The 19,775-nt window shown below is 66.6% G+C and carries 18 protein-coding genes and 1 tRNA gene; 10 read left to right on the plus strand and 9 right to left on the minus strand.

Features of this window, described 5'->3' with window-relative positions:
• The first annotated feature begins 84 nt into the window (after positions 1–84).
• Both EV191_RS08455 and EV191_RS08460 read left to right on the plus strand, forming a co-directional pair.
• Positions 85–987, plus strand: coding sequence for a (2Fe-2S)-binding protein (locus tag EV191_RS08455; RefSeq protein ID WP_165912881.1), 903 nt, complete (start codon positions 85–87; stop codon positions 985–987).
• The gene (locus EV191_RS08460) at positions 984–1,991 is read left to right on the plus strand and encodes an ABC transporter substrate-binding protein (protein ID WP_132876369.1); all 1,008 of its coding nucleotides are present in this window, start codon (positions 984–986) and stop codon (positions 1,989–1,991) included. The genes EV191_RS08455 and EV191_RS08460 overlap by 4 nt, the downstream gene beginning before the upstream one ends.
• A gap of 31 nt (positions 1,992–2,022) precedes the next feature.
• Here the strand turns inward: EV191_RS08460 and EV191_RS08465 are convergent, their stop codons facing one another.
• Positions 2,023–3,066, minus strand: coding sequence for a FecCD family ABC transporter permease (locus EV191_RS08465; protein WP_132876370.1), 1,044 nt, complete (start codon positions 3,064–3,066; stop codon positions 2,023–2,025).
• Positions 3,063–4,088, minus strand: a complete 1,026-nt coding sequence (locus tag EV191_RS08470; RefSeq protein ID WP_243658833.1) for a FecCD family ABC transporter permease — start codon at positions 4,086–4,088, stop codon at positions 3,063–3,065. The genes EV191_RS08465 and EV191_RS08470 overlap by 4 nt, the downstream gene beginning before the upstream one ends.
• 202 nt (positions 4,089–4,290) lie before the next feature.
• Between EV191_RS08470 and EV191_RS08475 the strand changes: the two genes are divergently transcribed.
• Genes EV191_RS08475 through EV191_RS08485 form a run of 3 tightly spaced genes read left to right on the plus strand, consistent with a single transcriptional unit; the run spans position 4,291 to position 7,099 of the window.
• Entirely contained in the window at positions 4,291–5,406 is a 1,116-nt protein-coding gene (locus tag EV191_RS08475) for an NAD(P) transhydrogenase subunit alpha (protein WP_243658834.1), read from the plus strand.
• Positions 5,406–5,705: an NAD(P) transhydrogenase subunit alpha part 2 gene (locus EV191_RS08480; RefSeq protein WP_132876371.1), complete on the plus strand. Its 300-nt coding sequence runs from the start codon at positions 5,406–5,408 to the stop codon at positions 5,703–5,705. Before EV191_RS08475 ends, EV191_RS08480 begins: the two co-directional genes overlap by 1 nt.
• Positions 5,702–7,099, plus strand: a complete 1,398-nt coding sequence (locus EV191_RS08485; RefSeq protein ID WP_279388416.1) for an NAD(P)(+) transhydrogenase (Re/Si-specific) subunit beta — start codon at positions 5,702–5,704, stop codon at positions 7,097–7,099. Before EV191_RS08480 ends, EV191_RS08485 begins: the two co-directional genes overlap by 4 nt.
• A gap of 61 nt (positions 7,100–7,160) precedes the next feature.
• On the opposite strand, the gene EV191_RS08490 is transcribed toward EV191_RS08485, so the two are convergent.
• Entirely contained in the window at positions 7,161–8,453 is a 1,293-nt protein-coding gene (locus tag EV191_RS08490; RefSeq protein ID WP_132876372.1) for a hypothetical protein, read from the minus strand.
• Positions 8,454–8,895: 442 nt separating this feature from the next.
• On the opposite strand from EV191_RS08490, the gene EV191_RS08495 reads away from it, so the two are divergent.
• Both EV191_RS08495 and EV191_RS08500 read left to right on the plus strand, forming a co-directional pair.
• Positions 8,896–9,399, plus strand: a complete 504-nt coding sequence (locus tag EV191_RS08495; protein WP_132876373.1) for a DUF3145 domain-containing protein — start codon at positions 8,896–8,898, stop codon at positions 9,397–9,399.
• Between the two features lie 72 nt (positions 9,400–9,471).
• Positions 9,472–10,044 carry a hypothetical protein gene (locus EV191_RS08500; protein ID WP_132876374.1) on the plus strand — a complete coding sequence of 191 codons (573 nt, stop codon included), beginning with the start codon at positions 9,472–9,474 and terminating at the stop codon, positions 10,042–10,044.
• A gap of 47 nt (positions 10,045–10,091) precedes the next feature.
• Here the strand turns inward: EV191_RS08500 and EV191_RS08505 are convergent, their stop codons facing one another.
• The 6 genes from EV191_RS08505 to aceE form a co-directional block, all read right to left on the minus strand.
• Positions 10,092–11,336, minus strand: a complete 1,245-nt coding sequence (locus EV191_RS08505; protein ID WP_132876375.1) for a beta-ketoacyl-[acyl-carrier-protein] synthase family protein — start codon at positions 11,334–11,336, stop codon at positions 10,092–10,094.
• A gap of 119 nt (positions 11,337–11,455) precedes the next feature.
• A complete protein-coding gene (locus EV191_RS08510; protein ID WP_424565446.1) occupies positions 11,456–11,695 on the minus strand; it encodes an acyl carrier protein in 240 nt (79 codons plus the stop codon).
• Positions 11,696–11,761: 66 nt separating this feature from the next.
• Positions 11,762–12,748 (minus strand): beta-ketoacyl-ACP synthase III, encoded by a 987-nt coding sequence (locus EV191_RS08515; protein ID WP_132876377.1) that lies wholly within the window; start codon positions 12,746–12,748, stop codon positions 11,762–11,764.
• Positions 12,745–13,674: an ACP S-malonyltransferase gene (locus EV191_RS08520; protein WP_132876378.1), complete on the minus strand. Its 930-nt coding sequence runs from the start codon at positions 13,672–13,674 to the stop codon at positions 12,745–12,747. Before EV191_RS08520 ends, EV191_RS08515 begins: the two co-directional genes overlap by 4 nt.
• 172 nt (positions 13,675–13,846) lie before the next feature.
• Positions 13,847–15,049, minus strand: a complete 1,203-nt coding sequence (locus EV191_RS08525) for a PucR family transcriptional regulator (protein WP_132876379.1) — start codon at positions 15,047–15,049, stop codon at positions 13,847–13,849.
• Positions 15,050–15,422: 373 nt separating this feature from the next.
• A complete protein-coding gene (gene aceE / locus EV191_RS08530) occupies positions 15,423–18,215 on the minus strand; it encodes a pyruvate dehydrogenase (acetyl-transferring), homodimeric type (RefSeq protein ID WP_132876380.1) in 2,793 nt (930 codons plus the stop codon).
• A 306-nt stretch (positions 18,216–18,521) separates the two neighbouring features.
• On the opposite strand from aceE, the gene EV191_RS08535 reads away from it, so the two are divergent.
• From EV191_RS08535 to EV191_RS08545, 3 genes are all read left to right on the plus strand, one after another.
• Positions 18,522–18,956, plus strand: a complete 435-nt coding sequence (locus tag EV191_RS08535; RefSeq protein ID WP_132876381.1) for a DUF3052 domain-containing protein — start codon at positions 18,522–18,524, stop codon at positions 18,954–18,956.
• A gap of 234 nt (positions 18,957–19,190) precedes the next feature.
• Positions 19,191–19,649 (plus strand): peroxiredoxin, encoded by a 459-nt coding sequence (locus tag EV191_RS08540; protein WP_132876382.1) that lies wholly within the window; start codon positions 19,191–19,193, stop codon positions 19,647–19,649.
• 51 nt (positions 19,650–19,700) lie between these two features.
• Positions 19,701–19,772 (plus strand) — tRNA-Val (locus tag EV191_RS08545).
• Positions 19,773–19,775: the final 3 nt, after the last annotated feature.

Raw genomic sequence — 19,775 nt, forward strand, 5'->3', positions numbered from 1 at the left:
AAGGCATCTAGGGTAGGCTTGCCTAACTAACCGTCATATGCTGGCGGTTAGCCGTGGATCCGTGCTGTGGAAAGGATAGCGATGGTGGCGACCCAACCGCTCGCTCCGCTCGACGCCCTCGTCGATGCCTGCGCGCCGTTGCCGTTCGCGCCGTTACCGCAGTTGACGGACGAGCCCCCGGCTCGGCACGAAACGCAGGACGGTAGGGCGATCACCTGGTACCGGGCTGACGACTTTCTCGCCGCGGGTGGGGTGCCGGACAGCTATGCGGCCATGGTCCGGCGCGAAGGTGTGTCCTACCGGCCGGCGCTGGCAATGCGATACATGCGCGCGTTGTTTCGGGAGCTCACCTTTCTGCTTGCGGCCGGGTTGTACCTGCGGGACTGCGCGGCCGAACTCAGCGGGGATCGGCTGTGGCTCTCCGTGGACGAGGACGGTTGCCTGCGGACACCTCGACTTGCTCCGGCTAGGGCAGCCGTGCTCGCCGGCGGGCCGGATGACCGAGGCGTGGACGTCGAACGCCCGGAGGTGACGGTGCTCGCGGACCGCGCCGAGCTACACGGCTGGGCCAGCGAGCGGCTGATCGCGTGCGCCGGCCCGCTTATCGACGAGCTGCACCGGCACACCCGGGTCGGCCGTCGGGTGCTGTGGGGCTACGTCTTCGACTGCCTGCACTTCTACATGCTCAACCCGGCACGCTGGCTCGGTGCCGATATGACGTCCGCGTGGCGGCGGGCCGAGGAGTTCGCCGAGGTGCTTGGCGCCAGCGGCGCGCCGACCCGTAAGAAGCCGCGCATGGTCACCTTTGGCGAAGCGGATCGGCCCGGCGTATGGGCGGTTCGTGGCACCTGTTGCTTCGATTACCGCGCTGATCCGGAGCACGGCTACTGCGTCACCTGCCCACTCGAGCGCGATGAGGTACGCGAGCCAAGGCTCGTGACGGCATTTCCCAGCAGCGAGTACGGCATGGCGAGGAGTGATGGGTGAACGCGACGATAGCGCGGCGGCGTGGTTACGGCTTAGACCGCAGACGGTTCCTTGGCGGGTTGGCTGGCGCGGCGGCCACTCTAGGATTGACCGCCTGCGGGGCAGGGGGCGAGCAGCCGGCCGGTTCCGGTGATACCCGACGGATTCAACATCCGCTAGGTAGCACGGAAATCCCGAACGATCCGCGGCGCGTGATCGCGCTGGACCCCGGCCCTGCCCTGCAGGTAGCCCTCGAGCACGGGGTTCCACTGGTGGCATCGGCCACGTTGGGCACCAAGCCGGACGTACCGAAGTACCTACCGAAGTCCAAACAGGACTTCGAGCACCTTGGCTTCGAGCCACCGGATCCCGAATCGCTCGCCGAGCTCAACCCGGATCTGATCGTCGGACACCAAACCTCGTTGGCGGACAACTACGAGGTGCTGTCCCAGCTGAGCAACGTGGTTGCCTACGAGAACACGCGGGATAACGTCGAATGGCAGCAGTCCTGCCTGACCGTCGCGGACTATTACGGGTATCGCAAGCGACAGCAGGAGTTGATCGACCGCTACGCCGAGCGTGCGGCGGAGGTCAAGCGCGCGCATGCCGATGTGCTCGGTAAGACACGGATCGCGTTGCTCCGGTTCACCACCGACGAGCTGCGGATCGTCACGGACTCGGTGATCTTCCCTTCCCGCGTGCTGAGCGACTGCGGGGTGCGGCGTTCGGAATCGAGCGCGGCGGCGGATAAGGGAGATACCTACAATTCCCTTTCGCTCGAGCAGGTCAGCCGGCTCGCCGATGCGGATGCGCTGATCTACTTTGGTGGCGGCGGTGCCTTCGAGGGTGAGCAGGTGAACAGCACGTTCACCAACTACACCGAGGGAACCCTCTGGCAGCGGCTGCCGGCGGTGCGTGCCGGCAAGGTGTTCGAGGTGCCGCAGAACAGTTGGTGGGACGGTTATTCGGCGACCGCGGCGAACAAGATCGTCGACGAACTGACCGAAGTCCTGCGCAAGCTCTGACGGACCGCTCGCCAGGCGCCATGCCTCAGTGCTAGCGGATTCGGGCTCGCCAGCGGCGGCTGAGCAGCACGGTGAGGTAGACGCCACCGATCGCGCCGGTGGCGAGTCCCACTGGAAGGTTCGCCGACTCGAACAACACCTGCACGGCGATATCGCTGATGAGCAACAACACCGCACCCAGTAGCCCAGTGGTGACGAGCCCAGCACCCGCGGTCCGGGTCAGCCGGCGAGCGATATGCGGCGAAGCGAGCGCGACGAACGCGATCGGCCCCGCGGTCGCGGTCGCCGCGGCGACCAGCCCCACACCCGCGGCGATCAGCGCCAGTCTGGTTCGTTCCACCGGAACGCCCAGCGAGTAGGCCAGGTCGTTGCCCATCTCGAGCAGCGTGAGCTGCCTGCTCAACAGCAGCGCGACGGGTAGGCAGAGCACCAGCGCGCCAGCAAGCACGGCAACATGATCCCAGCTGCGCCCGTTCAAACTGCCGGTGAGCCAGATCGCGGCACGATAGGCATCGGACAGCTCCGCGCGCACCAGCAGGTAGTGATTCAGCGACAGCAATACCGCCGAGATGCCGATGCCGACGAGCACCAGCCGGTATCCGGCGACGCCTCGCCGGTACGCGAGCCCGTACACCAGTACGGCGGTTACCGCCCCACCCACCAGCGCACCACCGACCACCGCCATCGGCCCGGCACCGAACAGCAGGATCTGCAACACCGCGCCCGTCGCCGCGCCATTGCTGAACCCGATGAAATCCGGACTCCCCAAGGCATTCCGGGTCAGTCGCTGGAAGATCGCTCCGCTGATCGCCAGCGCCGCGCCAACCAGCACCGCGGCCAGTACCCGGGGCATTCGCAGCGTCCACACGATGTAGTTGGTGCCCGGATTGTCGCCGCCGCCGAACAATGCGGGCAGCACCTCGCCGAGCGAAAGGCTTGCCCTGCCGGTGATCAAGGCGACCGCGATCAACACCCCAAGCAGGGCGAGTAGTACCCCGCCGACCAGCAAGGTGCGCGTAGCCAACCGCAGCCCGACCCGATTACTCGGGCCACGCAGCACCACATGCGCCGTCATAGCTTCGCGATCCTTGCCCTGCGAACCAACAAAACGAAGATCGGCGCGCCAACGAACGCGGCCACGATGCCGACCTGGAGTTCGCCCTCCGGGGCGATCAGCCTGCCAAGCACATCGGCGAGCACCACCAGGATCGCCCCGAACAGCGCGGAGTACGGCAGCTGGTAGCGCTGATCGGGACCGATCAGCAGCCGTGCGAGATGGGGCACCGCGAGCCCGACGAACGCGATCGGTCCGGCGGCCGCGGTCGCCGCGCCGGCCAACAACAACACCGAGATCGCGGCCAGACCTCGGGTACGCGCGATCCGCGTGCCAAGCGCGCGGCCGGTGTCCTCGCCGAGCGCGAGCGCGTTCAGCGCGGGGCCAAGCGAAACCGCGAGGAGCAGTCCAATCGCGATAAACGGCACCAGATAGCCGAGTACGGCGCCGTCTCTACCGGCGAGATCGCCAACCACCCAGAACCGGTATTCCTCGTAAGCCTGCGGATCGAGTAGCACCAGTGTCTGGTTGACGGCGGCAAGGGCGGCGCTGACGGCCGTGCCGGCCAGGGCAAGGCGAACCGGATCCGCCCCACCGACGTCCCGCGAGCCAATCAGGTAGACCAGCACGGTGGCCGCTCCGGCGCCGAGGAAGGCGAACCACACGTAGGAGGTGAACGCGCCGAGCCCGAGGATGGTGCTAGCCACCACGACCCCGGTAGCGGCACCGGCGTTCACCCCGAGAATGCCCGGATCGGCGAGCGGATTGCGGGTGATCGACTGCATGATGGCGCCGGCCATACCGAGCGCGAGGCCCACCGCTACACCGAGCAGCGTGCGTGGCAGGCGCAGTTCATGCACGATCACCGCGGCGTTCGAGCCGTCCGGTTGGAACAGCACGCGAATCGCGTCCGAAATGGCCAGTTGTTCGGAACCGATCGCGATGCTCAGCACCACGCAGCCGAACACCGCGACCGCGCAGCCAACCAGCCAGGCCAGCCGCAAGGGCAAGCGGGTAGCCGGTTCCGGCGCAGCGGCTCGCACACGGCCTCCCAACGACTCCACGGACAAAATCCGAAGTTAGGTTAGCCTAATGATGCAACCCGCTAGCACTCGCTGGTTGGCCCGTCGGCGGTCGTGAATCGTGGGGGATTACCGCCCGGTAGCCAGTTGCGCCGGACGGCCATCATCCGACACGCTTAGTGAACTTGATCACAAGTCGGGGCGGCTCGATGGGGAGGTGCCAGTGGTAGGGGAGCGCCCGGTCGGACGAGCAAGAGCCGTCATTGGTGTGGTGCGGGAATCGGCGCAGGGCGAGCGCAGGGTCGCCATGGTGCCCAAGGTGCTCGAACGGTTGTCCGCCAAGGGAATCGAGGTAGTCGTACAACCGGATGCGGGCGCCGCCGCGTTGATCCCGGACGCACAGTTCGAGCGAGCCGGCGCGAAACTCGCGGACCCGTGGGCGGCCGATATCGTCGTCAAGGTAGCGCCGCCCACCGAGGCGGAGATCGCGCGGCTGCGCTCCGGCAGTGTGCTCATCGGGTTCCTCGAACCGCAGGTTCGGCCGGAGATCACCTCGGCGCTGCGCGCGGCCGGCGTGCACGGGTTCGCGATGGAGGCGATACCGCGAATATCCAGGGCGCAGGCGATGGACGCGTTGTCCTCGCAAGGCAGTATCGCGGGCTATCGGGCGGCCTTGCTTGCGGCCGAGCACCTGACCAGGTTCCTGCCGATGCTGACTACCGCGGCCGGCACGGTGCCGCCGGCCAGTGTGTTGGTACTCGGCGCGGGCGTGGCCGGCTTGCAGGCCCTGGCCACCGCCCGCCGGTTGGGGGCGCGGACGACTGGCTACGACGTGCGCCCCGAAGTGGCCGATCAGGTTCGTTCGGTTGGCGCGCAATGGTTGGAACTCGATATCGCGGCCGTGGGTTCGGGCGGGTACGCGCGTGAGCTCACCGAGGCGGAGCGGGTGGACCAGCAACATCGGCTCACCGACGCGGTGATGGGGTTCGACGCGGTGATCAGTACCGCCCAGGTGCCGGGTCAACCGGCACCGGTACTGGTGACCGCTGAGGCCGTTGCCGGTATGCGTGCCGGCAGCGTGGTCGTGGATCTCGCCGGCGCGGGTGGCGGCAACTGTGCGCTGAGTGAACCGGGCGAAACCGTGGTGCGGGACAACGTCACGGTGTCCGCGCCGCTGAACCTCGCCTCGAGCATGCCGGAACACGCGAGCGAGCTGTACGCGCGCAACGTGCTGGCGCTGCTGGATGAATTGCTTGATGAGCAGGGAGCACTCGCGGTCGACTTCACCGACGAAGTGGTCGCCGCGACGTGCGTGACCGGACAGGACGGGCAGAGCTGATGTTGCTAGCGAATTTCGCCATCCTGGTACTCGCCGGATTCGTGGGCTATCTGGTGATCTCCAAAGTGCCGAACACCTTGCATACGCCGCTGATGTCCGGCACGAACGCGATCCACGGCATCGTGCTGCTCGGCGGGCTGGTCGTACTCGGCAGCGGCGCGGACGGGGTGCTGAACAAGGTGCTGCTGGTTACCGCGATCACCTTCGGGATGATCAATGTCGTCGGCGGTTTCCTGGTCACCGATCGGATGCTCGGCATGTTCAAGAGCAAGCGCGATCCAGCGGAGCGCGAACGGTGAACTGGCTTACCGAACCCAGCCTGCAGGGCTCGCTGTACATTCTGGCCTTCGCGCTGATCATCTACGGCTTGATGGGAATGACCGGGCCACGTACCGCGGTCCGGGGTAACTGGATCGCCGCCGGTGGGATGGGCTTGGCCGTCGTCGCGACCTTGCTGTCCGGAATGGCCGATGCCTGGCTGATCGTGCTTGGTCTGGTGCTCGGCACGGTGATCGGCGTGCCGGCGGCACGGAAGGTCAAGATGACCGCGATGCCGCAGATGGTCGCGTTGTTCAATGGCGTTGGCGGCGGCGCCGTGGCGCTGATCGCCTGGGTCGAGTACCGCCAGTACGACGGCTTCGCCGAGCAGCCGCTGCATGTCTCGCTCGCCACGCTGTTCGCCGCGCTGGTCGGATCGATCTCCTTCTGGGGCTCGTTGGTGGCCTTCGGCAAACTGCAAGAGATCCTGGCCTCCCGCCCGCTCACCCTCGGGCTGGCGCATCGACCGCTGACCGTGCTGGTCTTCCTTGCCGGCCTCGGCTGCGCGGTTGGTAATCCGCTTGGCATCCGGTCGGAACTATTGATCATCGGCGTACTGGTGTTCGCCGCGCTGTTCGCGGTACTGATGGTGTTGCCCATCGGCGGTGCGGATATGCCTGTGGTGATCTCGCTGCTGAATGCCTTCACCGGGCTCAGCGCGGCAGCGATGGGACTCGCACTGGACAACACCGCGCTGATCGTGGCCGGCATGATCGTGGGCGCCTCCGGGTCGATCCTGACGAATCTGATGGCCAAGGCGATGAATCGCTCCGTGCCGGCGATCGTGGCTGGTGGGTTCGGTGGTACCGCGAGCGCCGGCGCGCTCGCGGCGATCGGTGATCAGACGGTGCGCGGCACCAGCGCCGCGGACGCCGCGATCCAGCTCGCCTATGCCAACCAGGTGATCGTGGTTCCCGGCTACGGGATGGCGGTGGCCCAGGCTCAGCACGCCGTACAGGAGATGGCCGAACAACTGGGCAACCACGGGGTGCCGGTGTACTACGCGATCCATCCCGTCGCCGGTCGGATGCCGGGGCATATGAACGTGCTGCTTGCCGAGGCCGATGTGCCCTACGACCAGCTCAAGGAGATGGCCGAGATCAACGGCGAATTCGCGCATACCGATGTCGTGCTGGTGATCGGCGCTAACGACGTGACCAACCCGGCGGCGGAAACCGATCCCAACTCACCGATCTACGGGATGCCGATCCTGCGGGTGAACCAGGCGCATTCGACGATCGTGTTGAAACGTTCAATGAGTCCGGGCTTCGCCGGAATCGACAACACGCTGTACTTCGAGCCAAAGACCAGCATGCTTTTCGGTGATGCCAAGGGATCGGTGCTGGAAATCACCGCCGAACTCAAGGCACTGTAGCTCCCAGCCACCGCAAGATCCCCAAAGATTGCGATAGCGGGGCTGGCTGCTCAGGAACCGGCTACTCGGGGACGGGGAGCTCGCGTGCGTGCTGTACCAGCTCGATCAGTTTCTTGTCGGTGGGACTGGATTCGCCATCCGCCCACACGGCCTGGATCAGGCGAACCCGCGTCTCGCGGACCGAGGTACCGAACGCGGCGCCGTGCAGAATTCGCTCAGCGCCGGTGCGCTCCGGCTCCTTCAGGTCAAGTGCCTTGATTCCGCCACTTCCAGGGACCTGCGCGGTCTGCTTGAACTCCATCGCCTGCTCCGGAGCGCCGAACAGCACGATCGCGATCGAGATCCGCGCGGTCCGGCCATCGACGGCCACCTCGTACTCCGCGCGCAGCAGCCGGGTGCAGTCCTGCCCCTGCAGTTTCGCGGCAAGATCGCCGAAGGCGTGCCCGGCACAGGTAACGTCCTTGCGGGCGGCCGTGCGGGCGAAATCATGACCATCCACCGTGGTACTGACCAGCGAGGGCGATGGTTCGGGCGATTCGACAGGACTGGCTGCCGCGTCGCGGCCGCCGCCGGAGCCGCCGCTGATCAGCGCGACGATGATGCCGATGACCAGCAGCAGTGCGATCAGTGCGATCGCCGCGATCGGTAGCCAGCGCGGTGGCCTCGTCGCGGCCGGCTCGGCTGCTGGCGGTTCGACTGGCTCGCTGACGACCTTCGGGAGTAACCGGGTGTCCGCGTTCGCGACTTCCGGGCTCACCGTGTCGCGGAAACCTTCGGCGCGGAGCGCCTCAGCGCTGAGCGGGGGGCTGTCCGGGGCGAGTTCGGCGAGGATCCGCTGCGCCTGTTCAATCGAGCAGGGCTGGTTGCTTCTGCTGAGCCCGGTAGCCAGGTCGAGCAGATTGCTCACCGACGGGTAGACGACGTGTAATCCGCGCTCCAGATCCGCTGCTGGTTGGCTCACGGTTTCCACATATGGCCCGACCGCGACCACCGTTCTGGTCGGAATCCCACCGAGCCCCGCCGCGTGCAGCTTGGCCAGGATGGCGTTAACCGGCTGGAGTGATTCGACGGCCGGATTCACCGCGCCGTCCGGTCGGCCGATCGGCCAGCCGTCGGACTTCCAGGCGGCGGCGAGCGGAGCTTCCAGCCGGATGGCCGGGTCGGGTAATTCGACGCCGACGATCAGCAGTATGCCTTGCGGGAGTACCGCGATCGCATCGAGTTGACCAGGGCAGTTCGGCGGTTGCGCGCCAATCAACGCGAGCCCGCCGGCCACTTCGCTCTGCCTGCCGAGCGCGGTCAACGCCACCCGGACATCCGCGCCGACCTGCGAGGTGTCCTCTCCGATGCGCACCAATCGCACGGTGTTCCTCCGGTATCCGGCGTTCCTACGGCTCGACCCTGGCTGGCCGGTCGGCGACACTTCCGGCGGTTACGTTAATGCGTCGGGCCCCTGGTGCGGCGCAACCCGCAACGCGGCCGAGAAAATACTACACACGGTTCAACAGCTCCCCGGTAAGTGTGTCACTCGATCGTGCTGACTCCCTGGTCAGGTGCTAGGTTGTTTGCCGAGGGTAGGCACTTTTGTTGGCTGACTGCTCGGTTCCGGGTCAGCATGTTTCGCAGATTACTATCCCTCTTGTGGGTGAGCCTGTGGTGTATACGGGACTCGTGTGGCTAAATGGCATGATTGCAGTGCAGAATGAATACGGGTTGTCCATGGGTACCAGCCGCGGACCGACCGCCTGACGAGGTCGTAGGGGAAGACGCCCCTCGTCGAACAGCGGAGGTCAGCAGTGAGCACTCGTGGCAGCACCAGTGGTGTGGTGTACGTCCACTCGTCGCCGTCTGCGGTATGTCCGCACGTCGAGTGGGCGATCTCGGGGACGCTTGGTACCCGAGTGGAGCTGAAGTGGACGGCCCAGCCGGCCGCGCCAGGTCAGCTACGCGCGGAATGCGCGTGGCGGGCCGATCAGGGCATGGGTGCCAAACTCGTGTCCGCGTTGAAGGCATGGCCGATGCTTCGGTTCGAGGTCACCGAAGACCCCAGTAGTGGCACGGACGGTGAACGATACTGTTTCGCGCCCGGACTGGGGCTCTGGCGCGCGCGCACCAGCGCGAACGGGGACATCGTGGTAGGTGAGGACCAGCTGCGCGCGCTCGCGTCGAGCGCGCGGGGCGGGGAGGCGTTGGCGCATAAGCTCGACGAGCTCCTCGGCAGTAGCTGGGACGAAGCACTCGAACCGTATCGGCGGGCTGGTGACGGCGCGCCGGTTACCTGGTTGCACCAGGTCGGGTAGCCCACCTCGGCAGACAAGGCGGATGGATTACCGGGCGCCGTTCGGTAATCCATCACCCCTTACCCTCTCGACATGTCTCGTGTGCGTCCTCGGCGCTGGTGGCTCGCTCCCGTGCTCGTCCTCGTGCTCGGGTTGACCGCGGCCGGAGCCTACTTCGCGCGCGATTGGTACGGCGCCGCGGAAGAGGAGACCGGGGGACCGGCGGGGGAGACGCTTCCGCTCGCCGAACAGCCCGGCTCGCCGACCGTGGAGCTCAGCCCGGACGCCACCGCGCATCCGCTCGGCGAGAGCGTCCGGCAACTGTTGCAGACCTACTTCGACGCCATCAACGGGCGAAACTTCGACCGGTGGCAGACCACGGTGACCGCTGACCGGGTGGCCGCCACCTCGGAACAGCAATGGCTGAACGACTACGACAGCACCCAGGATGGCAGCATCCTGGTGTACCGCATCGAATCCGCGCCGCGGAACACGCTGCGCGTGCAGGTGGGTTTCACCAGTAAACAGGACATCGCGCAGGCGCCCGCGGACCTGCAGGTCGAGTGCATCAACTGGTACCTGGCGTTACCCGTGACCAAACAGGGCGGTCAGTGGAAGATCGCGGAGGCTGAACCGGGCGGCAAGCAGGTCAACAAGCCCTGCTGACCGCCCCGTTTCGACTGCCCTGCTTGGGGTCGGGCGGAGGGAACTGGTCAGACCGTGGTGAAGCTCAGCGCCACGTTGTGGCCGCCGAACCCGAACGAGTCGTTGACCGCGGCCCGCAAGTCAACCTTGCGAGGTTCGCCTGCGACGACGTCCAACTCGACCTTGGGGTCCAGCTGTTCCAGGTTACTGGTAGCCGGGATGACCCCGTTGTAGAGCGAAAGCACCGTCACGATGCTCTCCACCGCGCCGGCGCCGCCGACCAGGTGGCCAAGCGATCCCTTTGGCGCGGTGACCACCACGTGGTCACCAATCGCCTTGCGTACCGCTGCCGCTTCCCCGACATCGCCGACCACGGTCGACGTGGCGTGCGCGTTCAGATGCCCGATATCCGAAGTGGATAGTTCGCCGGTACGAAGGGCCTTGCTAATCGCGTTGATCTGGCCGATGCCCTCCGGATGGTTTCCGGTGATGTGATAGGCATCCGAGGTGATGCCGACCCCAGCGAGCCGGCCATAGATCCGCGCGCCACGCGCTCGTGCGTGATCCCCGCGTTCCAGCACCAGCGCACCGGCGCCCTCGCCGAGGACGAAGCCGTCCCTGTCCACATCGAACGGCCTGGACGCGCGCGCCGGTTCGTCGTTGCGAGTGGACAGTGTCCTGGACTGGGCGAAGCCAGCCACGGTGATCTGGTGGATACACGCCTCGGCGCCACCAGCGACCACCACATCCGCCTCACCGGAGGCGATCATCCGCCAGCCGGCGGCAAGCCCCTCCGCACCTGAAGCGCAGGCCGAGGCTGGGGAGTGCACCCCGGCACGCGCCTTCAGATCGATACCTACATGTGCCGCCGGGCCGTTCGGCATGAGCATCGGCACGGTGAGTGGGGAGACCTTGCGCAGCCCGGACGTTTCCAGGATGTCGTCCTGGTTCAGCAACGTGACGGGACCGCCAACGCCGGTACCGATGGCGACGCCCAGCCGGTCTGGATCGACCGTATGGGCCTCGTCGGTCGGCATCTCGAATCCCGCGTCGGCCCAGGCTTGCCTGGCAACGATGATCGCGATCTGCTCACACCGGTCCATCCGCCTTGCCTGCACCCTCGGCAGCACCTCGGTTGGCTCCACCGCGAGCGGGGCGGCGATCCGAACCGGCAGGTCGAACCGCTCCGCCCAATCGGCCTCGATGGTCCGCACGCCGCTGCGCCCTTCGAGCAGCGCCGCCCAGGTCGAGTCGACGTCTCCGCCAACCGGCGTCGTGGCACCGAGGCCGGTAATCACGATATCCGTGCTCATCGTGACGTCCTCCCTCTCATGTCGTCGGCTGGTGAGAACGTCCATGCGGCCAGCATGCCCGCCGTCCTCCCCGCTTTCGGTGTTCCTTGCTCAGCGCACTGTCGCTTCCGCGACAGGGCTCAGCCGTTCTTCGAGACGTACTCCACGGCGTCGTTCACCGTCTTCAGGTTGGCCAGCTCGTCGTCCGGGATCTTCACACCGAACTTGTCCTCGGCCTGAACCGCGATCTCGACCATCGACAGCGAGTCGATGTCCAGGTCATCCACGAAGGACTTCTCCAGGCTGACGTCGTCAGCCGCGACACCGGCGACCTCCTCGACAATCTCGCCAAGGCCCTTCAAGATCTCTTCGTTCGACACGTCAGCCACGTTGTTTCCCTTTCATCTTGCGGTTCTTTGTCTGCGACGACAGCATGCGCACGCCGGTCACGGGAGGATCACTACCTGCCCCGCGTAGGACAGGCCGGCGCCGAAGCCGACGAGCAGCGCGACGTCGCCGCGATGCACGCGTCCGGCGGCACGCATGTGGTCGAGTGCCATCGGGATCGAGGCCGATGACGTGTTGCCGGAGTAGATGATGTCGTCGGCGACAACCATATCGGCACGCCCTCCGCTTGCTCGGAGGCGTTTCGCGATTGCCTCCACGATGCGCAGATTCGCCTGGTGGGGGATCAGCACGTCGATATCGGCCGGCTGTAGTCCGGCTGCCTCGATCGCCCGTAGCGCGATCGGCGCGATCTGGGTGGTCGCCCACCGGAAGACCGCCTGCCCTTCCTGGTACAGGTACTTGTGCTCGCGCATGTAGATGGTGTCGACAAGGTCGCCCGCGCTGCCCCAGACAACCGGGCCGATCTCCGGTTGTTCGGCGGGCCCGACCACGGCGGCACCGGCGGCGTCCGCGAAGATGATCGCGGTCGAACGGTCCGTTTTGTCCAGCCAGTCACTCAGCTTCTCGGCGCCGATGACCAGCGTCCGTCCCGCCGAGCCCGCTTTGATCAGGTCGGAGGCGACGCCGAGCGCGTAGCAGAAGCCGGCGCAGGCGGCGTTCAGGTCAAACGCCCCGGAAGCGGCGATGCCAATCCGGTCGGCCACCTGGGCCGCGGCGTTCGGGATCGGTGAGGGCATCGTGCAGTTCGCCACGATCACGCTGTCGATGTCACTCGGCGCGAGCCCCGAATCCGCCAGGGCTTTCGAACCAGCCGTGACGGCCATATCCACGAGCTTCTCGTCTTCGCCAGCGAAACGCCGCTCGATGATCCCGACGCGCTCGCGAATCCACTCGTCGTTGGTGTCCATGGTTTGCGCGAGCTCGTCATTGGTGACGACCCGCTCCGGCCGGACGCTGCCGACGCCGAGAATCCGCGTGGCCGCGACGACCGGGTTGAGTCGGAGCGTGGGACGTGTCGAGGTCATGCGGCCCCTCCCTGGTCGGCGAGTAGACCGGCGACCTTGTCCAGATCGTCCGGCTTCTTGAGGGCGAGCGTGGCCGTGCCCTTCAACTCGCGTTTCACCAGGCCGGTAAGTGCTCCCGCCGGAGTCAGTTCCACCGTCGCGGTCACGCCGAGTTCGCCGAGCTTCGCCATGCAGGCATCCCACCGTACTGGCTTGGTTACCTGCGCGATCAGCCGCTCGAGTAGTTCGCCGCCGGTGTCTACGAGTTCGCCGTCCGCATTGGAAAGCAGCGGTCGCTTCGGATCGGCGACCTCGATGTTCTTCGCGTACTCCCGCAGGGTTTCCTCGGCTGGCGCCATGAACCGGGTGTGGAAGGCGCCGGCCACCTGCAGGGAACGTACCTTGGCGCGCTCCGGCGGCTCGCTGGTCAGTTCGGCGAGTGCGCTGATCGGCCCGGCGGCGACCACCTGACCGGCGCCGTTCACGTTCGCCGCGTCCAGGCCGAGCTCGCCGAGCCGCTGGTGCACCTGCTCGGGATCGCCGCCGAGTACGGCGGACATGCCGGTTGGTTCGGTCGCGCAGGCCGCGGCCATCTGGGAACCGCGGATACCAGCCAGCCGCACGGCGTCCGCCGCGCTCAGCGAGCCGGCTACCGCGGCCGCGGCCAGCTCGCCGACCGAATGCCCGGCAACCGGGACGTCCTCGGCTATCGGATACCGCGCCGCGAGCTCGTCGAATGCGAGTAGGGAGGCGGCGACCACGAGAGGTTGGGTCACCGACGTGTCGGTGATCTCCTCGGCTTCGGCGGTGGTGCCGAGCCGAACCAGGTCCAATCCGGCCGCTTCCGACCAGTGCCGCAGCTTGGCTTCGGCGCCGTCGAGTTCAAGCCACGGGGTGAGCATGCCTGGGGACTGGGATCCCTGTCCGGGAGCGAGCACTGCGAGCACGCGTTAACTACAGCATCGTGTGGCGGTCGGCGCTGGTGTTGATCGCGACGAAGTCCGACCGCAGGGTTTTGGAGGGTTTCTACAAACTATCCCCGTGAAGAGCGGGTCTCACCCGGGCCGGCCTTGTGGACAGCATATGAGCATTTCGTGGCGCCTGTCACGAAGTGGTCGATTACCACAATCCGCGGGAGCGGGCGAGCCGGCCCACGCACAGGCCGATCCGGAGGACTTGGGCATCGCGCGGATCAGTCGGGTTGTGTCCGGTGATATCAGTCACTCGACGTAGCCGGTAGCGCACGGTATTGGTGTGCACGAACAGGGTCTTCGCGCAGCTTTCCAGCACCCCGCCGCATTCCAGGTAGGTCTCCACGGTGCTGAGCATGGTTTCGCCGGCCGCGTCCAACGGTTTGGCGATGTGCTCCACGAGCAGCCATTCGGCCTGCGGATCACCGGCGAGCGCGCGTTCGGGCAACAGCTCGGCCGCCCGCACCGGTCGTGGCGCGTTCGGCCAGCCGACCACCGCGCGCAGCCCGGACAGCGCTTCGGACGCGCTGTAATGCGCCTCGGTGAGGCTGTCCACCGTGGGGCCGGCGACCACCGGCCCATCGCCGAACGCGGCGGACATCTTCCCGAGCAGCTCGGTGTCCTCGACGGATCCGGTGGTGGGCCCGGCAACGACCACGACGAGCCGGGAGCCCTGCACGCTCAGCAGCACCGGCCGGCCGACCCTGGCCGCCCTGCTGCGCACTTCGAACACCACCGCCGGTGGATCGTCCGAGCGTGGGTTGCCGATCAGCACGGTGGCGTTCGCGGCGGGGTCCCAGCCGAGTGCCGCGGCCCTGGAGAGTAGGGACTCCTCCGCGTCGCCACGGACGATCCCGTCCACTACGAGCGCTTCCAGGCGCGCGTCCCAGGCGCCCCGCGCCTCGGCGGCCGCCGCGTAGGAGTTCGCGGCGGCGAAGGCGATCTCCCGGCCGTAGCGCAGGATGCCCTCGGTCAGCGCGGCACGGTCGCGGTTATCCGTCGCGTAAGCGGGCAGCTGTTCCTCGAACACCTCGGTGGCCAGCCGGACGAGCTCGACGGCCTGGCGCAGGCTGACCCACCGGGAGAGCTCGCGCGGCGCGCCGCGAAACGCGTCCGTGGTGAGTTTCAGCGCTTGGTCGGAATCACGCAGCCAGTTGACGAATCCGGCCGCACCGGTCTGCGTGATCAGCAATACGCTGGCGCGCTGATCCGCGGGTAGCCGACCAAACCAGGTCAGCCGCTCCTCCATCGCGGCGACGGTGACCGAAGCGAGGTGTCCGGATGCGCGTTCGAGGTCCCGAAGGGCCCGATCGGACACGCCCTGCCGCTCGCCGCCGCGCTTGGTGCTCATGTCATCAAGAATCGCATGTGGTCAGCGGCCCGGAGATGGCACATCAGCAAGCCAGCCATGAATAATTGGGACCACCCGGCCGCTGGCTCGTCGTCGGCGTCACCGTTACCGTACGACGGCGCGGCCTACGGGTGTCGTGCCGTGGCCGCTTCGTGCCGGGTGGTCCCTTCTCCCCGGTCCCCACCGGTCACTCCACTATGGACGTAGTTGACCTTGGTCGCCATAGCTTTCCCCCTTTCGTGGCGGGGGTTTTCTCACTGGTTGAACACTGTTCACCGAAAAGGACGGTCTTCGGTCCACCCTGGCCGGTCGAAACCGCGCGTGGCGGGTCCAGCGCCGAAGCACGGAAACCCGCCACGCACGACAGGCGTCCCTAGGCGACGCCGGGGTCGGACGTCTGCTCCGGTGCGGCAGCGACATCGTCGATCTGGTACTTGCGTACCGCGGCGACCACGTCCTCGTGCTTCACCTCGCCGCGTTTGGCGAGCGCGGTAAGCGCGCCAACCGCGATCGATTCGGCGTCCACATTGAAGTACCGCCGAGCCGCTGGGCGGGTGTCGGAGAAGCCGAAACCATCGGTGCCAAGGGTGAGCATGTCGGTCGGCACCCACGGCCGGATCAGATCGGGCACCGCGCGCATCCAGTCGGATACCGCGACGACCGGTCCCGCGGCCTCTGCCAGCGCCCTGGTGACATAGGGCACCTGCGGCTCGGCCTCCGGGTTCAGCAGGTTGTGCTTGTCGACCTCGACCGCGTCCTTGCGCAATTCCGACCACGAGGTCGCGGACCACACGTCGGCCCGCACGCCCCACTCCTCGGCGAGGAGCTGCTGGGCACGCAGCGCCTCCGGCATGGTGACCCCGGAGACCAGGATCTGTGCCCGTGGCCCGCTCTCGCCAGCAGCGCGCTGATAGCGGTACAAGCCGCGCAGCAGTCCGTCCACATCCAAACCGTCCGGCTCCGGCGGCTGCTGGTACGGCTCGTTGTACACCGTGAGGTAGTAGTAGATGTCCTCCGGCGCCTCGCCGTACATCCGGCGCAGCCCGTCCCGCACGATATGCGCGATCTCGAACGACCAGGACGGGTCGTAGCTGACCACCGCGGGGTTGGTCGCGGCGAGCAGCAGCGAATGCCCGTCCGCGTGCTGCAGGCCCTCCCCGGTGAGGGTGGTCCTGCCGGCGGTGGCGCCGAGTACGAAACCCCGTGCCATCTGGTCAGCCGCGGCCCAGAGCCCGTCGCCGGTGCGCTGGAAACCGAACATCGAGTAGAAGATGTAGATCGGGATCATCGGTTCGCCGTGCGTGGCATACGAGGTACCCACGGCCGTGAACGAGGCGACCGAGCCCGCTTCGTTGATGCCCTCGTGCAGCAGCTGACCCGCTTCGCTTTCCTTGTAGGCCAACATCAGTTCCGCGTCCACGGAGGTGTAGAGCTGGCCCTTCGGGTTGTAGATCTTCTGCGTGGGGAACATCGAGTCCATCCCGAACGTACGTGCTTCGTCCGGGATGATCGGAACGATGCGGGCGCCGATCTCCTTGTCCTTGGCGAGGTCGCGGACCAGCCGGACGAACGCCATCGTCGTGGCGACCTCCTGCTTGCCGGAGCCCTTCCGGATGATGTCGTAGACCTTGTCGCCAGGCAGCACGAGATTGGTGGCTTTGCTTCGCCGCTCCGGCAGGTACCCGCCGAGCTGTTCGCGCCGGTGCCGCAGGTACTCGATATCCGAGGAGCTCTGCCCTGGGTGGTAGTACGGCGGCAGGTACGGGTCGGCCTCGAGTTCCTTGTCCGAGATGGGAATGTGCATCTCGTCGCGGAAGAGCTTGAGGTCCTGCAGGGTCATCTTCTTCATCTGGTGCGTGGCGTTGCGACCGGCGAAATGCGGTCCAAGCCCGTAGCCCTTGATCGTCTTGGCCAGGATGACCGTGGGCTGCCTCGGCTGCTCCATCGCCGCCTGGTATGCGGCGTAGACCTTCCGATAGTCGTGCCCACCGCGCTTCAGATTCCAGATCTCCGCGTCCGAGAGGTCCTTGACCATCTCCTTGGTGCGTGGATCGCGACCGAAGAAGTGTTCCCGGACAAAGGCGCCGTCATTGGCCTTGTAGGTCTGGTAGTCACCATCCAGCGTGGTGTTCATCAGGTTGACCAGCGCGCCGTCCTTGTCCCCGTACAGCAGGGAGTCCCACTCGCGGCCCCAGATAACCTTGATCACATTCCAGCCGGCGCCGTGGAAGAACGACTCCAGCTCCTGAACGATCTTGCCGTTGCCGCGAACGGGACCGTCCAACCGCTGCAGGTTGCAGTTGATCACGAACGTGAGGTTGTCCAGGCCCTCCCAGGCGGCGGTGTGTACCAGCCCGCGCGATTCGGCCTCGTCCATCTCGCCATCGCCGAGGAACGCCCATACGTGCTGGTCCGAGGTGTCCTTGATGCCCCGGTCGCGCAGGTACCGGTTGAACCGCGCCTGGTAGATCGCGTTCATCGGACCGATACCCATGGACACCGTGGGGAACTCCCAGAAGTCCGGCATCAGCCTTGGGTGCGGGTAGGACGGCAGCCCGCCGCCCGCGCCGGCGTGCGAGTGTTCCTGGCGGAAGCCGTCCAGCTGGTGCGGGCTCAACCGCCCCTCGAGGAAGGCGCGCGCGTAGACGCCGGGTGAGGCATGTCCCTGGATGAAGATCTGGTCGCCGCCGCCAGGGTGGTTCTTGCCGCGGAAGAACCAGTTGAAGCCGACCTCGTAAAGCGTCGCCGAGGAGGCGTAGGTGGAGATATGCCCGCCGACGCCAACGCCGGGGCGCTGCGCGCGGTGCACGGTCATCGCGGCGTTCCACCGGATCCAGGCGCGATAACGGCGTTCTACTTCCTCGTCGCCGGGGAACCACGGCTCGCGCTCGGTCGGGATGGTGTTGACGTAGTCCGTGCTGGTCAACGCGGGCACCCGGACGCGCTTCTCCCGAGCGCGCTCCATCAGCCGGAGCATCAGATATCGGGCGCGCTGGGGCCCACCCTCATCCAGCATCGCGTCGAAGGATTCGAGCCATTCGCTGGTCTCATCTGGATCGATATCTGGAAGGTGCGCGGCCAGACCATCGCGGATCACACGGACTCGGGCGGCCGGGCGCTTGACCTGCGCCTCGGGTTGGGAACCGCCGGTGTTCTGCGGGGCCAAGGGATCTCCTCGCCTGTGTTGGGAACGTGCTTAGCCCGGCTCGTTGGCACCGCGCCGGGGGTGCTACCCGCTATCGTCACCCGAAAAGCGGCTAGCGTCATTGCTACTGATCGGTATGTCCAGCGGGTGGGGTACCTGCCTTAGTTGTGGCACGGATCAGGGTATTACCGGTGTGGACGGTTGCGCGGGCGCCGTCCCCGGTGTTCGCTTGCCCCAGGACCGATTTATTGGTAGATCACTTGCGGCGGTCTGCGCCCGGGCATGGAGGCGCCGTGGCCGCACGAGCAATTTGGAGGAGTGAAGGTCGTGGTCGCCGCGGGAGACGCCGACAGCACTGGCGTCGCCGACAGGCTCGGCATCAAGCCGGACATGGTAGTGCAGGAAATCGGCTGGGACGAGGACGTTGATGACAACGTACGGGCCGCCGTCGAAGAGCGGATCGGTGCTGAGCTGCTCGATGAGGACGCCGATGAGGTGATCGACGTCGTGCTGCTGTGGTGGCGGGACGACGACGGAGACCTCGTGGACGATGCGCTGGTGGACGCGATAAGTCCACTGGATGAGAACGGGGTGATCTGGGTACTCACCCCGAAGACCGGGCGCGCGGGGCATGTGGAGCCGAGCGATATCTCCGAGGCCGCGCAGACCGCTGGGCTGGCGCAGACGTCGAATATCAGTGTCGCGGACGATTGGGGCGCGACCAGGTTGGTGCGTCCGCAGTCGGCGAAGGCGAAGCGTTAACCGCTGGGCTTCGGGTTAGCCCAGTTGGAGCTGGGTTCCGGGGTCGGACTAGCCCGAGGGGCGGACTAGCTCGAGCGTTGCACAGGCTCGCTTGGCGACGTGGTTTCCGGCCGGATGTTGGCGTGCCTTAGGGTGGGTTCGCACAGGACGCGAGGGCGCGGCGGGTGAGCGGAGCGAGCTCCGTCAGCGCCAGTGTTCGCGCGGACAGGTCTGAGCAGCAGAAGGATGGGCGATATGTCGGTTGAGGTCGGTTCGCAGGCTCCGGATTTCACGCTGAACGACTACAACAAGGAACAGGTGACCTTGTCGTCCTTCCAGGGGAAGAAGAGCGTTCTCCTGGTCTTCTACCCGTTCGCGTTCAGCGGTATCTGCCAGGGTGAGCTCTGCCAGGTGCGCGATGAGCTGGCCACCTATGACAACGCCGACGTGCAGGTCATCGGGGTGTCCGTGGATACCCCGTTCAGTCTCAAGGCGTGGGCCGAGCAGCAGGGCTACCAGTTCCCGCTGCTTTCCGACTTCTGGCCGCACGGTGAGGTCGCCAAGACCTACGGTGTGTTCAACGACGCGGCCGGCCTGGCCAACCGTGGCACCTTCCTGATCGACGCCAGCGGCGTGGTTCGCTACGCGGAGGTGAACCAGCCAGGTGAGGCGCGGGACCAGGAGGCCTGGAAGAAGGCCGTGGCGGCGCTGTAACAATGGTTTAATGGTGCGGCTCGGGGCGGTCAGCCTCGGAGTCGACCATTCGGGCGCATAGCTCAGCGGAAGAGCACTTGCCTTACAAGCAAGGGGTCGCTGGTTCGAACCCAGCTGCGCCCACCG

Source organism: Tamaricihabitans halophyticus (assembly GCF_004340875.1).
Classification (GTDB): Bacteria; Actinomycetota; Actinomycetes; order Mycobacteriales; family Pseudonocardiaceae; genus Tamaricihabitans; species Tamaricihabitans halophyticus.

Excerpts from the sequence above, each read along its gene's own strand:
- EV191_RS08480 (WP_132876371.1), top strand. The coding sequence starts at position 5,406 with ATGTTGCTAGCGAATTTCGCCATCCTGGTACTCGCCGGATTCGTGGGC.
- EV191_RS08515 (WP_132876377.1), bottom strand. The coding sequence starts at position 12,748 with ATGACCTCGACACGTCCCACGCTCCGACTCAACCCGGTCGTCGCGGCC.
- EV191_RS08500 (WP_132876374.1), top strand. The coding sequence starts at position 9,472 with ATGTCTCGTGTGCGTCCTCGGCGCTGGTGGCTCGCTCCCGTGCTCGTC.
- EV191_RS08505 (WP_132876375.1), bottom strand. The coding sequence starts at position 11,336 with ATGAGCACGGATATCGTGATTACCGGCCTCGGTGCCACGACGCCGGTT.
- EV191_RS08465 (WP_132876370.1), bottom strand. The coding sequence starts at position 3,066 with ATGACGGCGCATGTGGTGCTGCGTGGCCCGAGTAATCGGGTCGGGCTG.
- EV191_RS08540 (WP_132876382.1), top strand. The coding sequence starts at position 19,191 with ATGTCGGTTGAGGTCGGTTCGCAGGCTCCGGATTTCACGCTGAACGAC.
- EV191_RS08525 (WP_132876379.1), bottom strand. The coding sequence starts at position 15,049 with ATGAGCACCAAGCGCGGCGGCGAGCGGCAGGGCGTGTCCGATCGGGCC.